Annotated in this window: 13 protein-coding genes; 5 read left to right on the forward strand and 8 right to left on the reverse strand. The window is 48.3% G+C overall.

The window, feature by feature from the left end:
* Positions 1–8: 8 nt before the first annotated feature.
* Positions 9–578: a DUF2179 domain-containing protein gene (locus K7I13_RS13415; RefSeq protein WP_255946494.1), complete on the reverse strand. Its 570-nt coding sequence runs from the start codon at positions 576–578 to the stop codon at positions 9–11.
* Between the two features lie 384 nt (positions 579–962).
* Here K7I13_RS13415 and K7I13_RS13420 point away from each other — a divergent pair, with 384 nt between their 5' ends.
* On the forward strand, positions 963–2,072 hold the full coding sequence (locus tag K7I13_RS13420; protein ID WP_255946496.1) for an FIST signal transduction protein: 1,110 nt from the start codon (positions 963–965) through the stop codon (positions 2,070–2,072).
* 4 nt (positions 2,073–2,076) lie between these two features.
* Positions 2,077–2,910 carry a methyl-accepting chemotaxis protein gene (locus tag K7I13_RS15515; protein ID WP_305118709.1) on the forward strand — a complete coding sequence of 278 codons (834 nt, stop codon included), beginning with the start codon at positions 2,077–2,079 and terminating at the stop codon, positions 2,908–2,910.
* 171 nt (positions 2,911–3,081) lie between these two features.
* Here K7I13_RS15515 and K7I13_RS13430 read toward each other — a convergent pair whose 3' ends face one another.
* From K7I13_RS13430 to K7I13_RS13440, 3 genes are read right to left on the reverse strand one after another with little or no spacing between them, the layout of a single operon-like run.
* Positions 3,082–4,527 carry a TrkH family potassium uptake protein gene (locus K7I13_RS13430; protein ID WP_255946498.1) on the reverse strand — a complete coding sequence of 482 codons (1,446 nt, stop codon included), beginning with the start codon at positions 4,525–4,527 and terminating at the stop codon, positions 3,082–3,084.
* On the reverse strand, positions 4,524–5,192 hold the full coding sequence (locus K7I13_RS13435) for a TrkA C-terminal domain-containing protein (RefSeq protein ID WP_255949339.1): 669 nt from the start codon (positions 5,190–5,192) through the stop codon (positions 4,524–4,526). Before K7I13_RS13435 ends, K7I13_RS13430 begins: the two co-directional genes overlap by 4 nt.
* The gene (locus K7I13_RS13440) at positions 5,081–5,974 is read right to left on the reverse strand and encodes an NAD-binding protein (protein WP_255946500.1); all 894 of its coding nucleotides are present in this window, start codon (positions 5,972–5,974) and stop codon (positions 5,081–5,083) included. Before K7I13_RS13440 ends, K7I13_RS13435 begins: the two co-directional genes overlap by 112 nt.
* A 293-nt stretch (positions 5,975–6,267) precedes the next feature.
* On the opposite strand from K7I13_RS13440, the gene K7I13_RS13445 reads away from it, so the two are divergent.
* The 3 genes from K7I13_RS13445 (at position 6,268) to K7I13_RS13455 (ending at position 9,438) form a co-directional block, all read left to right on the forward strand.
* Complete coding sequence (locus K7I13_RS13445) at positions 6,268–7,896, forward strand: methyl-accepting chemotaxis protein (protein WP_255946502.1); 1,629 nt, start codon at positions 6,268–6,270, stop codon at positions 7,894–7,896.
* A 30-nt stretch (positions 7,897–7,926) separates the two neighbouring features.
* Positions 7,927–8,526 carry a PIN domain-containing protein gene (locus tag K7I13_RS13450; protein ID WP_255946504.1) on the forward strand — a complete coding sequence of 200 codons (600 nt, stop codon included), beginning with the start codon at positions 7,927–7,929 and terminating at the stop codon, positions 8,524–8,526.
* Positions 8,527–8,712: 186 nt separating this feature from the next.
* Positions 8,713–9,438: a lysoplasmalogenase family protein gene (locus tag K7I13_RS13455; RefSeq protein ID WP_255946506.1), complete on the forward strand. Its 726-nt coding sequence runs from the start codon at positions 8,713–8,715 to the stop codon at positions 9,436–9,438.
* A gap of 54 nt (positions 9,439–9,492) precedes the next feature.
* Here K7I13_RS13455 and K7I13_RS13460 read toward each other — a convergent pair whose 3' ends face one another.
* From K7I13_RS13460 to K7I13_RS13475, 4 genes are all read right to left on the reverse strand, one after another.
* Positions 9,493–9,867, reverse strand: a complete 375-nt coding sequence (locus K7I13_RS13460; RefSeq protein ID WP_255946509.1) for a metal-dependent transcriptional regulator — start codon at positions 9,865–9,867, stop codon at positions 9,493–9,495.
* A 126-nt stretch (positions 9,868–9,993) separates the two neighbouring features.
* Positions 9,994–11,745 (reverse strand): ABC transporter ATP-binding protein, encoded by a 1,752-nt coding sequence (locus tag K7I13_RS13465; RefSeq protein ID WP_255946510.1) that lies wholly within the window; start codon positions 11,743–11,745, stop codon positions 9,994–9,996.
* Entirely contained in the window at positions 11,742–13,376 is a 1,635-nt protein-coding gene (locus tag K7I13_RS13470) for an ABC transporter ATP-binding protein (RefSeq protein ID WP_255946512.1), read from the reverse strand. The genes K7I13_RS13465 and K7I13_RS13470 overlap by 4 nt, the downstream gene beginning before the upstream one ends.
* Positions 13,364–13,555 (reverse strand): hypothetical protein, encoded by a 192-nt coding sequence (locus tag K7I13_RS13475; RefSeq protein WP_255946514.1) that lies wholly within the window; start codon positions 13,553–13,555, stop codon positions 13,364–13,366. The genes K7I13_RS13470 and K7I13_RS13475 overlap by 13 nt, the downstream gene beginning before the upstream one ends.
* Between the last annotated feature and the right edge of the window lie 132 nt (positions 13,556–13,687).

Here is a 13,687-nt window from a genome sequence, read left to right on the forward strand (position 1 = left end):
GATACGTCCTATTTCATCAGGCTCCGTGACTTCCTCTGGGATATAAAACCTCCGTGCAGGGTTGATACATCATTTGTAATAATCATCGCCGATTTGTCGATTTTCTGAATATGTGCAATAATATCTTCTTTGCCTTTTCTGTTGGCAAATATCATTAATACGGCTTTTTCGGCATCCTTTCCCTCCGCATCGATTGTGGTTACCCCATAACCCTTTCCCCTGAGCTCTGTAGCCAGCGGGAAACTCATTTCCCTGGAAGTTATGGTTTGAATAAGGATTTTCCCGTATGCGAGTTTGTTTTCTATTCTGGAACCGATATTTACGCCCGCGGCGAAACCTATACTGTATACAAGTCCCTTCAAGGGGGCTTCGGTCAGTCCGGATATGACAGACGAAACCACAAGGACCCAGAGTATGACCTCGAAAAAAGCGAGTATGGTTCCCTGCCTGCGGTATCCCCTGTTTATCATGATATGCCTGACAGTTCCCATTGAAACTTCCGCAATTTTTGATATCAGAATCAGCACCAATTCCCACCATGGCGCGGCCGTAAAAAAATGAACTATAGCTTCCCACATAATGTGTCCTTTAGTTTGCCCGTTAACCGGTCAATCTTTTTCTTTATCTATGAATTTAGAGTACCAAAAAAGAATATAAACAGTCAAATATATTATCATGCAATTTTGTCCGCCGCCGTTTTCAGCGTGAACCTGGAACGATGATCCTGAAAGCTTGCGGACTAGAGTCCTGAATTCCGGAAATCCGTTGTGAAAAACAGACCCGGATACGGCTGGCAGATGCACCGCGGCTTTTGTTATATATCCGATATACAAACTCTCATGGCACCTGGGTTTCCGTTGGTTTTTTCGTCTTTAGCTGGTGTGATTTGCATAAACAGCCTGTTTTTTGTTGACACAAAGAGTGTTTCCCCTTACCCTGTATAGAGATAAAGGGAAATTTATATGGCGATAAAGGTAGCTGCCAGATCAACAGCAGATTTTGAGGGACTCATCAGGGATATTGATCAGCCGGATATACAGGTTGTCATATATTTTTTCTCGGTAGAGTTTAAAGGATACGAACCCCAGAAAATAATCAAGAAAGCCTTTCCGTCTGCGCGCTGTATCGGCGCTTCAATGATCGGCGGCTGGTGTACAACCGGAGCAATCAGCAAGGGCATTACCGCTATGTCTCTTTCGTCCGAGGAGATCGAGGAAGTTTTTGTCGGATTCAGGGAAGGCGTAAAGGCAGACCCCGGACTTGCGGCCCGCGGAGTTATTGATGATCTCAGAAAAAGCCTCGGCGGGCGCAAACTCAATCCCGAGGAATATCTCGGTATTATTCTTTTTGACGGACTCTGTCTCGGAGAGGAAATAATACGTGAATTTACTATAGAAAAGAACTTCATTGTCCCTGTAATAGGCGGTTCCGCGGCTGACGAACTGGAATTCAAGGAGACCCTTGTTTCCTTTGATGAAAAAATGTCAGGGGACGGCGTCATTGTTATGATATTGAAAATGAAGATACCTTTTTATTTCAATCATTACGTTCATTATCTGCCGACAAAGGAATCCTTTATTGTGACAAAGTCGGAACCCGCAAAACGCATTGTCTGGGAAATTGACGGAGAACCCGCCGCCCCCTATTATGCCCGGGCGCTCGGCCTTTCCGGTGTTGCGGATATAAAGCATACTCATTTTTCCAGAAATCCGCTTGGCGTTGTTATTGGCGACACGGTGTATACACGGAGTCCGAATGCTGTTGTTGACGGCACCGGGCTGCAGTTTTACTGTTTTATTGAGGCGGGAACCAGGGTCCAGCTTTTGCGGCAGGGCGATATTATAGAAAACGCGCGCAGCTCTCTCAGGGACGCCAGAGAATACATCCCGAACCTGCAGGGCGCGCTTCTTTTTAATTGTGTTCTGCGTTATCTGGAACTCAAGGAACTCGGCAAAATAGATGCCTTTAACGAGGCCTTCAAGCCCCTTTCTTTTGCAGGCTTCAATACTTACGGAGAAGAACTCTTTACCCATCACAACCAGACCCTTACAGCGGTTTTTTTCGGGAGATAAAAGCATGGAAACACTGCTTCAGAATAAGCCGGATCCTTCACGGACAGCGGCATTTAAATTAAGGTCAAAACGGCTGTTTCATTATCTGAACAGCAAACTCAAAGCGCTTATTTTTGAAATTGTATCCAGAAGCGAACTGCTTAATGTTACCATCAGTTATCTGGATAAAAACTTTACCCGCGTATCCGATACCATGAAACGGGTGAACCTTTCCTTTCAGGAAAGCATAAAAACGTTTTTGACTACTTTCCAGAATTCCCAGCGGTATATAAACAATATTGATAATAATTTCGAATCAATGGGCGGTGTTTTTCAGGAATCATTCAAGCTGAGCCAGGAACTGCAGGAAGAAGCAAAAAACGCAGGCGTGAATCTGGCCGTAATCAACGATATAACCGAGATGACAAATATTCTCGCGCTTAATGCTTCAATTGAGGCCGCGCGGGCCGGAGCGGCCGGAAAGGGATTCGCTGTTGTCGCCGGCGAAATCAGAAAGCACGCTTCAACAACAAAGGGTTCCATAGAGAAAACGGCCGAAAATATAGAATCACTGATAAACAAAATATATGCCCTGTCCGAAAAAATGGAATCCATTAAAAAGGAAGTGGAACAGGGACAGATGATGATCCGGGAACTCGTAACACTCAGCGTGGAACAGAAAGCAGTCATCAATTCCGTAAATACCGGCGTCCAGTCCATAGACGAGACTTTCCGGGAATATGCCACAATGAAAGAAACCCTTGACCGTATGATCCGGCAGTCTCAGGTTTCCAAAGATGACATTGAAAAAATGCTCATTACCTTCCAGAGTGATGTGAGCGGGATTGAAGATTATTAAACATGTTTAAAACCTGTTTAATTTTTTTGACCTCTGACGTACTGTTTCCCCGCTTTGCCCGGGGCGCTTTTTCAATCTGTAGATTCCAGAAACTTCGTGGCCGGGAAATTCCGGAACTGCCTTTTGCTTTGAACTAAAAAAAGTTTCTAACTGGATTTCTTTTACAGCAGCTTATTTTTTCCAGAACACCGGCGTGAAGAAAATTATCATGGTGTACAGTTCGAGCCGGCCGGCGAGCATGGCAAAACAGAACCACCATTTTGACCAGTCCGCAAAAAAACTGAAATTTTCGGTGGGGCCTACCATGCCGAACCCCGGCCCTATATTTCCCACCAGCGCGAAACTTCCTGTTATCGCGGAAGAAGTATTTGCCCCGCCGACGGAAGCAACGACTGAAGTGATTGCCACAATAACAAAATACAAAAACATATATGAGGCCACGCCGTATACAATATCCTTTCTGCCGGGCCGCCCGTTAAGGTGAATACTGAATACCCCATGAGGGTGGAGCATTCTTTTCATTTCATTGGATAACTGCTTGCCCAGTGTTACCCAGCGGATCACCTTTATGCCTCCTGCGGTCGATCCGGAACAGCCCCCGATGAACATGAGAAAGAACAGGGTCATTTTTGCCAGAGCAGGCCAGGCGTTAAAGTCGGCGGCCGCAAAACCGGTGGTAGTCATAACAGAGACAACATGAAAAATTCCATGCCGTATGCTTTCAAAAATAGAAGTGTACATCGGAAGAATAGCGAAGATGACGATGGCCGACGCGGAGACAATAATCATAACATACACTCTCAGTTCAGTGTTGCGTGTTACTTCCTGAAACCTCCCCATAAGCAGACGGTAATAGAGGCTGAAATTGATGCCCGCGAGCAGCATAAAAACCATACATATCCATTCAACCGCGGGTGATTTATAGGCGGCAAGACTGTCATTTTTTGTCGAGAACCCGCCGCTTCCCAGGCTGGCAAAGGAATGCCCCAGCGCGTCCACAAAATCCATTCCCGCAATCATTAAAAGGACAGTCTGGATAACAGTCAGTCCCAAATAGATAAACCAGAGGACCTTCGCCATATCGGTTATTCTGGGGGTAATTTTATCTTTTTCCGGACCGGTGGTTTCCGCCTTTATAAGCTGGAAGCCGCCGACTCCGAGAAGCGGAAAGAGCGCGACTGTCAGCACCACAATCCCCATACCGCCGAGCCAGTGCATCTGACAGCGCCAGAGATTGAGCGATCTCGGCAGAATTTCAACATCGGTAAGAATGGTAGCGCCGGTTGTAGTAAATCCTGATACGCTTTCGAAAAATGCGTTTGCCGGATTTGTAATATATCCCGAAAGCATAAACGGAACAGCGCCCAGAATGCTCGCTGAAATCCAGAAGGCGGCCACAATAACAAACCCGGTTCTTGCCGTCAGGCTGATCTTTTTTTTACGCCCCGTAAAATAAAAAACGGCGGCAAAGACCCAGATGATAATCATCGGGAAAGCAAAGGAAGAAATGACTCCGGTTTCGCCAAGGAAGAATGCGGTTCCGATGGGGAGGAGAAAGCTTGCCGATATAACGGCAAGCAACAATACTATCAGCCTGAAAAATAAAAAAACACTCATTCCGTTCCCCTGAAAAGGCCCATTATTTTTTCATTTTCCGTACTGTGTACAATAAAAATAATCTTGTCGCCGGCCTGAAGCATAGTATCCCCCGAAGGGATCACATAAGCATTGTCCTTGTTCACCAGCAGAATAAGAAATGCCCCCGGAATGCTGATATCCTTAAGCGTCCTTCCTGAAACCGGCGCTGAATCGGGTATAATATACTCAATGATTTCCAGATCGCCTTCCGCAAAGGTATGGATGCCGGTAACACTTTTTCCGCGCAGATGGCTGAGAATGCTGTCGACAACAGTATCCTTTACCGGGACCGCAACATCGCAGCCTATTTTGCGGGCAATTACCGCAAAGCCTGAACTGCTTACAAGGCTCACAGTGTTCGGGACCCCCATTGATTTAAAATAGGCCGCGGTAACCATATTCAATTCATGATTGCTTGTTGTACTGATGACCAGATCGTAATCCAGGAGGTTTTCTTCGCGGATAAAGGCTTCGTCAGTTACGTCCGCGTTATATACAAGCGCATCCGGAAATTTTAACGAAGCTTCTTTTGTCAGATGGTAATTTTTATCAATGATCGCAAAGGTTTTTTTTGACTTCCAGTTTTTGTCAAAAAGCCGGGAAAAAAAGTTTCTGTTATTATTTTCAATAAGCCGTTCCGCGATAAATGAACCCACACGGCCTGCTCCGACCAGGGCGATTTTTTCGGAATTACGGTTTTTGCTCCGGCCAGGGAAATAAGCTTTTTCTGCATATCCCTTCTTGCCAGAATTCCAATGCGGTCTCCCTCATGGAGGACCGTTGCTCCGCTGGGAATGCCGGCCGATTTTTCACTTTCCACATAGCACAGAATGAATTCGCCTTCAATAACAGTATGAATATCTTTTACGACCAGACCGTCAAACGCGCTTCCCGGTTCAATCATTATGCTCGTCAGTTCAAATTCCGATTGGCCGAATTCAAGAATGTCACTGACCGAGCCATGCTCCACCGCTGTAATAATTGCTTCCGCGGCCTCTATTTCCGGCTGGACCATAAAATTAATGCCGTACATCAGCCGCGGATTGCCGGTCGGGGTATTTTTCGAGACATCCTTAAAAGCCAAACCGGGGTTTTTAGGGATGTCATTAACATAGTATTCTTCATTATAAACCCTGGCTATTTTGATTATATCGGGATATACCGAATGAACAAGCGAGCAGGTTATCATATTCACTTCATCCGATCCCGTGAGAGCAACCAGGGCGTCGGCCTTTGCTATGCCCGCTTCTTCCAGTACCCGGAGATCATTGCCGCGGGCCTCTATAACCATACAATCAAGGCGGTTTGAAGCGTGGCGGACCATTTCCTCATTATCATCAATAAGCGTGATATCGTTTTTTTCGTCTATAAGACGCCGGGCAAGCTGGACACCGGTCAGGCCAGCCCCAACAATAATTATTTTCATGTTACGTTATGATAACCGGGAAGCGCATAATGCACAAGATTCGGCGAAGCTGGGCAATAAAACTGCTTTTTTGAGGGTCAGGATAATACGAAATCATTGTCCGGAGAAGGGTGAGGAGAGCTTTCATTTTTTTACATTATTAATGACTTTTTAACGATAAAAAAGTATTATTATAACAGAATATTAAAAATTACCACTTACATAGTGGTTATAAAGTATTTATACTATATAATATATACTATTATGGCGGTTTCCGCAAAAAAGCCGTCATAAAATATATGAGGGGTCAAAGTATGCAGATTATCAACAAAACAGTTAAGTTCTTCGTTAAGGACATTGACTCAAAAGATTTATCCGTAAGCCTCAGGATGCGGCTTCCATTTGTTGTTGCAATGGCTTTCGTTTTTATAGTTATGTCCCTGCTGTTTTTTCTTTTTGTTTCAGCAAGTTCCTATGCGTATAAGGTGCTGATGACGGCAACCTTTATTTTGCAGATTCTCGGTCTTGTTTTGCTCCGGCAGAAAAAATACCAGGGCGGTACTTACAGTATAGGCGTTGGCATACTGGTTATCTGTGTCGCTACCATCTACTTCATGGCCGGGACCGGTTCGGTCGACGAACTGTACCGCGCGCTTGCCTTTTTTCTTGTAATGTCCAGCTGTAATCTTCTTATTTCATTTAAACGCTCCCAGATAATAGGCTTTATTGTTGGCCAGCTTATTCTGTGGTTTACCGCTATTTTTACCAAATATTCCTATGTATTTGAAGAATATCCGGACCGTGCAATAGCGGTTGTAGGAATGGGTGTCCTGGCCATGGTCCTGGCGGGGGCCGTTCTCCTTTTAACGAACCGGCTTTCGGTTAATACTCTGACGGTAGCGGAAAAGGAGACCGAAACGGCAAAAGACGCCCTCGCAAAGGTCACCAAGCTGGTTACGGAAGCCCAGGCGGGTATTTCCATCGGTGAAGATATTATCAGGGCAAGTACCCGGGTCCAGAATTCAGTGGAACAGGTCGAATCCCTTTCAGGCTACTTGTCGGACAGCGCGAATGACTTTATTACCATTTCCGACAGCGTCCAGAAAACAACAATGGCGACTATTGAAAGCGCCCAGGGCATGAAGGACAATATCCAGACCCAGAATGCGGCCATAACCCAGACCTCTTCGTCTCTTACCGAAATTTCGGCAAACCTAACAAGTATCAGCGGTATCGCTGGAAAACGCCAGGAATCCCTGGAGGTTATTTCCAAAAATATGGAATCCCAGAAAAGCCTGGTAAAGAAACTGCTGACCGAAGTGGAAAATGTTAAAAAATCTTCCGAAACCATTGCCGAATTTGTCCATACCGTAGAAGATATAGCTAGCCAGACAGGGCTGCTTTCAATGAACGCATCGATAGAGGCGGCCCACGCGGGATCCGCGGGTAAAGGCTTCGCCGTTATATCCCAGGAAATTCGCAAACTCTCCGAGGCAACCAGCAAAAATGCCGCGCTCATTTCGGACGCACTCAAGAAAAACGAAGAAATCGTTAAGTCGGCCAATGAATCTGTCGTTGAATTCGCGAAATATGTCGAAACGGGCGCAAATGACTCCCGGATTACTATCTCCGCTATAGAAGAAATACTCAGCGGGGTTTCCGAGATTGATCTCGGGACACGGGAAATCATGCAGGCTGTCCAGAATATGGTATCATCCTCCCACAAAACAGGCGATATGGCTGATGATGTTGTCGAACAGATTATCCGCCAGAAAGATGATTTCGCGCGGATATCGAACTTTTCCGAGATGCTCGAGCAGAAAATTGACTCCCTCAAAACAGCCATTAATGAAATTAATGCGGCCGCCGATCAGGTAAGCGAGGAAGGGAACAAGAACCTGAAGCAGACTGAAATATTCCGGCAGCAGCTCGGTTCGGTATAAGTGTCGGATCGGCCGCGGGAGACAATAGCTGTGTTTGAAAAATATATTCTGGTTGACTATGAAAATGTGCAGGATGTGCAGACAGATGTCATTAATGACACTGTAAAGATGATAATTATTGTTGGTGAAAACCAGAATAAGGTTCCTCTGAGCCTTATCCAGCAAACACAGCCCTACGGAAATTCGATTGAATGGGTCAGGGTAAGCGGGAAGGGCCGGAATGCCCTTGATTTTTTTATTGCCTATTTTCTGGGAACCTTAATTGCTCTGGAAAAAGACAGGGAATATATAATCTATTCAAAAGATACCGGATATGATCCTCTCATTGCATATTTAAAATCCCAGAACCATGCGGTTAAGCGGATCGTCAGTTTTCAGGAACTGGAGGGACAGAAATACTTAAAACTTGATGAAGCCACTATACAGAAGATTACGGAAAACCTCGCGAAAGTTTCTGCCGGAAGGCGCCCAAAAAAGAAAAAAAGCCTCGCCGGTTATATAAAATCAATGCTCGGTTTAAAGGCTGACAGTGAAGCGGAAGAAATTCTTGAGGGTATGTTTATAAAAAAACTGATTTATGAAGAAAACGGATCGATAAAATATTCCCTGCATGAAAATAAGAAAAGCTGAGTGGTTTTCAGCTTCCTGACCTGCCGGTAAGAACGTTTTGTCCTGCTGAGGACGCAAATTTTTCAGAACCAATCCTGTCAGTATGCAGTTATTGTCTGGTCTGCCTGTTTTCTCGTCCAACTCTTTTTTTTGCGTTTTATGTTATTTTTCTTGACACCTCTGTAGTATAGACTAATAATTGTAGATATGAAAAATACAAACCTTAATTCTTCAGAAAAAATTATTTCGTATGTCTATCTTGCAGTGTCGGCCGTATTTTATGCGGTGATAGTAGCTTTCAAAATTTTTTCCGTCGATGCTGTGAGATATGTTATTCCCGCTTTTGTTGTCGTTGTTTTTCTGTACAGCCTTACCGCGACTTTCAGACAGACCTGGCTTATCAGTCTTGCCCTTCTGTTTGTTGTTATCGGGGATGTGCTGCTTAATCTGACTCCGGTAGGCGATCTGGCCATTGTATCGTTCAGCGTGACACATATCTGTCTGACGATCTTCTATGTCAGGAAAAAACCTTTTGAAAAGAAGGATATGCCCTTCCTCATCCCCTTTGCGCTTATTGCGGTTCTGTATTACTGCGTTGTATTCAATGATATTCCCCAGACAGTAGCTATTCTCAAATTTGTCCTTCCCGTTTATCTGTGTCTTCTTGCACTGATGGCCTGGCGGGCGCTCTGTCTTGTCCTCAGTGACGTATGCAAACTGGAACGCAAGAAAATCACAATAGGGTCAACCCTTTTTTATGCGACGGATCTTCTTGTTTTTCTTCAGATAATATACGGGCATCCCAAAATGTTTGTGGTCGGGACATGGATACTGTATCCGCCTGCTCTTGTACTCCTCAGTACATTCGGCAAGCGTATTTTCAGCTCAATAAAACATTCAGATTGTGATGACTGCGCCGAGGAACCGGCGTAACTGAGGCTTTTCCGGACGGATTATGGGTTGCCGGCATATCCGTCCGTTATTAATTTACGGAGAATGGTTTTTCAGATAAGCTGCCTTCAGCTTGTCAAAGGATTTATTGCTGATAGCATGCTCAAGCCGGCAGGCGTCCGCCGCCGCGGTCTTCTCATCCACGCCGGCCTGTTCCAGCATATCCCGGAAAAAAGTGTGCTTTTCATACACTTTATCGGCGATTTTTCTGCCTTCCCTTGTCAGGCTTATATGCTTATGTTCATCCAGCTCAATGAAACCGTCGTCCCGGAGCAGGGATATTGCACGGCTTATGCTGGGTTTGGAGTAGCCGAAAAAGTCAGCGACATCGATAGACCGGACTTCCTGCTGCTTTTCGCTCAGTACGAGAATAGCTTCGAGATAATCTTCCTTGGAATGCTCGATTCTCATTTTTCCGGACTCCTCTATAGTTACAAAAAAAGTTTGTGTGCTTTATACAGAAGTATAGAGAATATCCGCGTAAAGGGAAAGACCCCGGCATAATCAGAGGCCGGGGTCTTTGTCAGGTAAAAAGTTTTATGTCTTTTCCTCCCGTCCGCCCAGTTTCCAGCCGATGGATTTTTCCCGCATGGTGATAAAGTCCGCGTAGAGTCCGCCGGCTTTCATGAGCTCATCATGGGTTCCCCGCTGGGTTATCCTGCCTCTGTCCAGGACCAGAATCTGATTCGCGTGCTGCACGGTCTTGAGCCGGTGGGCAATCATGATGATGGTCTTGTTCCGGGTGAGCTCGGCGATGGCCTCCTGGAGCAGGGCCTCGTTTTCCGGGTCCACGTTGGCTGTGGCCTCGTCCAGGATAATCACCGGCGCGTCCTTGAGCAGCGCCCGGGCAATGGAGACCCGCTGCTTCTCGCCGCCGGAAAGCGTGGCGCCCCCTTCGCCGATAACCGTGTTATACCCTTCCGGCAGGGCGGCGATAAAGTCGTGGCAGCAGGCCCGCCTGGCCGCCTCCCGGACCTCATCGTCGTCGGCGTCAGGTTTGCCGAACTTGATGTTATTGGCGATGGTATCGTTAAAAAGATAAACATTCTGGAAGACCATGCTGAAATTTTCAAGAAGGCTGTCCAGGGTATATTCCCTGACATCCCTGTCCCCCAGGGTAATGCTTCCCGAATCAACATCCCAGAACCGGGCCAAAAGCCGGCACAGGGTGGTCTTGCCGCCGCCGGAAGGCCCCACAATGGCGGTGGTGGTTCCCTCGGGAATGGCAAAGTTGGCCTTGTCGATAGTCTTCCGTTCCTGATAGGAGAAATCCACATCCTTGCCGGCGAGGTCCCGGCTTTCCGGTCTGATATCCTTTCCGCCGATATCCATCACCGGCGTCTCGAATACCTCGTTGATTTTGTCCATGGAAAGATCCAGCACCCGGAGCAGGGCGGAGTAGTTGCCGGCGGAATCCAGCTGGCTGTACACCATAAAGGAAGTAATCACCAGAAGAAGGCAGTTCATCAGAGCCATGGTGCCGTTGAAGTAGAAAATAATGGAAAGCAGGATCATAGCAAGGCCGAAGAATTTCAGGACCAGGCTCTGGACACACATAAAGGGAACGAAGGTCTTTTCCAGTTTGAAGTTGATGTTCTCATTTTGGAGGATCGCCTTGTCCACGGTTTTGTTCGCCCCCTGGTCCAGGTTGCAGGACCGCACCACGGCGATCCCCTGTATGTACTCCAGGGCCGCCTCCACCAGGTGGCTGTCCGCTTCGGTTTTTAAAGGCGAGACTTTCCGGGACTTGTTCTGCATCAGGGCGTTGATCCCGAAGAAGGCGGCAATCCCCGCGGTGATAAGAAGCCCTATCCGCCAGTCGTAGATGAGTACCGCCAATGTGATCATGGCTGTGGTAAGTATGCCCTGGGTGGTGAGCATGATGACCCGGGTGGCCACATCCTGGAGGTTTTCCGCGGTGTTGGTGGTCACGGAAGTGATGTACCCCAGGCTGTTGTCGTTGAAGTAACCCATGGGCATGTACCGGAGCCGTTCCCCGATTTCGATGCGTTTGTTGGTGGCCACCCGGTAGCCGCCCTTGGTCTGTTTCATGGTCATGCTGGCCCGGGTGATGGTACAGCCGGCGATGCTCACCAGCATAATGCCCAGGCTGGTCAGAACAGTCTTGTACGTCATGGTTCCGTTAAGCAGTGCTCCCAGGACCACGGCGATGGCGGGAATCCGCAGGGCTTCAAAGATAGCGTGGAACAGGGATATTACCAGGGACTGGTAAAAAAGTTTCGCCTGTTTTCCGGCGAACCGGAAGAATTTCCTGAATATGCCGATCATGCCGTCACCTCTCTGGCAATAGTTTTCGTGTCCCGGGCGGCCATGTGGGACTGCCACATCCGTCCGTACAGGGGTGAGCTTTCCAGCAGCTCACTGTGGGTTCCCTGGGCGGCTACTGTGCCTTTATCAATCACCACGATCTTGTCCGAGTCGGTGATAGTGGAGAGCCGGTGGGCGATGACCAGCAGGGTCCGGCCTTCCACCAGCTTTGATACCGCCGCCTGGATCACCGCCTCGTTCTCCGGATCGGTGTAGGCTGTGGCTTCATCAAGTATTACGATGGGCGCGTTTTTCAGCATGGCCCGGGCAATGGATATCCGCTGCTTCTCCCCGCCGGAAAGGTGACCGCCTCCGCCGCCGGTCCGGGTTTCATAACCATGTTCAAGGGCCATGATAAAATCGTGGCAGCCGCTGGCCTTTGCCGCCTCTTCCACCTGGGCATCCGTGGCCCCGGTCCGGCCCATACGGATATTCTCCCGGATGGTTTCGTCGAAGAGGTAGGTATCCTGGCTCACATAGGCGATTGTTTCGTTGATCTGACCCAGGGGAATGTTCCGCACATTAATGTTCCCGACCGCGATGGTCCCGCCGTTCACGTCCCACTGGGAAGCGATGAGTTTGGCCAGGGTGGACTTGCCGCCGCCGGAGGGACCCACCAGGGCGGTGACCGTGCCCTCCGGGATTTCCAGGCTCACCCTATCAATAACCGTTTCTTCTTTGTAAGCGAAGGTCACATCCTTCAGACTGAGACCGTAGCCTTTCAGGGCCGCCGTTTCGGAGGGCCGTTCCAGATCGGGTTCCTCCAGGACTTCGGCGATTTCGTTTACAATTGTGCTCACCTTGCCGATGTCGTCGGAGTAGGACATGGCGGTAATCAGGGGACCCGCCACACCCAGGGACAGGATGATGGACATGATAAAGGTCTCAAGGCTCAACGTCCCTCCCATGTAAATAAGGCAGCCGATGGGGAGCACCCCCACCAGCACTGCCGGGAACAGGGACATGGCCAGGGAGAAGTTGCCGATGGTGGAACGCATCCAGTCGATGGCCGCGTCCGCCGCCTCCCGGGCCGCCCGGGTGAACTTCTCGTAGGACCCGGCGGACTGGTTGAAGATCTTTATCACTTCGATGCCGTTGATGTACTCCACCGCCGTGGCGTTCAGGTATTTGTTTTTCGCCACGTAATTGGAGAACCTGCCTTCGTACCCCGCCATCATGCCCAAATAACAGAGCATTCCTAAAGGAATGGTGACCAGGGCCGCCAGGGCCATGCGCCAGTCCAGAACGAAGAGGTATATTATTGTCGCCAGGGATATGAGAAGATTGCCGCTCATCTCGGGCACGATGTGGGCCAGGGTGGTTTCAATGCTGTCCACCCGTTCCACCAGGACGTTTTTTAATTTTCCCGAGGGCGTGTCCAGAAGGTATCCCATGGGCAGCCGGGTGAGTTTTTTCGTAATCCGGAACCGCACTTCCGAGATAACCGAGAAGGTGGCCTTGTGGGAAAGGGTAGTGGATACCCCGTGAAAGATGTAGCGCACCGCCCAGAAACCCGCCGCGGCCAGGCACCAGGTGATATAAAAGGGAATGTCCCTGATACCCTGGATAAGGGCGATGACTATCCGGCCCACGCAGAAGTAGGGGCCATGCTGCAGGCTACCCCCAAAGTGGCGAAAATCACCGAAGCGATGTACCTTTTTTTATGGGGCGCGGCGAACAATGCCAGCCAGCCGGCAGTATTCCTGGGGCGGCATTTTTCTTTCGGTTCGGCGCTTTCCGCTTCACCGGATTTCTTTTGTTTTTCTTCCATTAATATATTCTCCTTAGTACCGGCAAAACCCGATTAATTATTGCCGGCGCTCTTCCATGTTTTTCAAAAACCGCGAGGATTTTTCGAAAGGCTTCCTCGCATTTTCCGCAGTTACTTTTTCCTGCAGAAGCA

The organism is Brucepastera parasyntrophica (assembly GCF_022376835.1).
GTDB lineage: Bacteria > Spirochaetota > Spirochaetia > Treponematales > Treponemataceae > Brucepastera > Brucepastera parasyntrophica.

Excerpts from the sequence above, each read along its gene's own strand:
- K7I13_RS13415 (WP_255946494.1), bottom strand. The coding sequence starts at position 578 with ATGTGGGAAGCTATAGTTCATTTTTTTACGGCCGCGCCATGGTGGGAA.
- K7I13_RS13420 (WP_255946496.1), top strand. The coding sequence starts at position 963 with ATGGCGATAAAGGTAGCTGCCAGATCAACAGCAGATTTTGAGGGACTC.
- K7I13_RS15515 (WP_305118709.1), top strand. The coding sequence starts at position 2,077 with ATGGAAACACTGCTTCAGAATAAGCCGGATCCTTCACGGACAGCGGCA.
- K7I13_RS13430 (WP_255946498.1), bottom strand. The coding sequence starts at position 4,527 with ATGAGTGTTTTTTTATTTTTCAGGCTGATAGTATTGTTGCTTGCCGTT.
- K7I13_RS13440 (WP_255946500.1), bottom strand. The coding sequence starts at position 5,974 with ATGAAAATAATTATTGTTGGGGCTGGCCTGACCGGTGTCCAGCTTGCC.
- K7I13_RS13445 (WP_255946502.1), top strand. The coding sequence starts at position 6,268 with ATGCAGATTATCAACAAAACAGTTAAGTTCTTCGTTAAGGACATTGAC.
- K7I13_RS13455 (WP_255946506.1), top strand. The coding sequence starts at position 8,713 with ATGAAAAATACAAACCTTAATTCTTCAGAAAAAATTATTTCGTATGTC.
- K7I13_RS13460 (WP_255946509.1), bottom strand. The coding sequence starts at position 9,867 with ATGAGAATCGAGCATTCCAAGGAAGATTATCTCGAAGCTATTCTCGTA.
- K7I13_RS13465 (WP_255946510.1), bottom strand. The coding sequence starts at position 11,745 with ATGATCGGCATATTCAGGAAATTCTTCCGGTTCGCCGGAAAACAGGCG.
- K7I13_RS13475 (WP_255946514.1), bottom strand. The coding sequence starts at position 13,555 with ATGGAAGAAAAACAAAAGAAATCCGGTGAAGCGGAAAGCGCCGAACCG.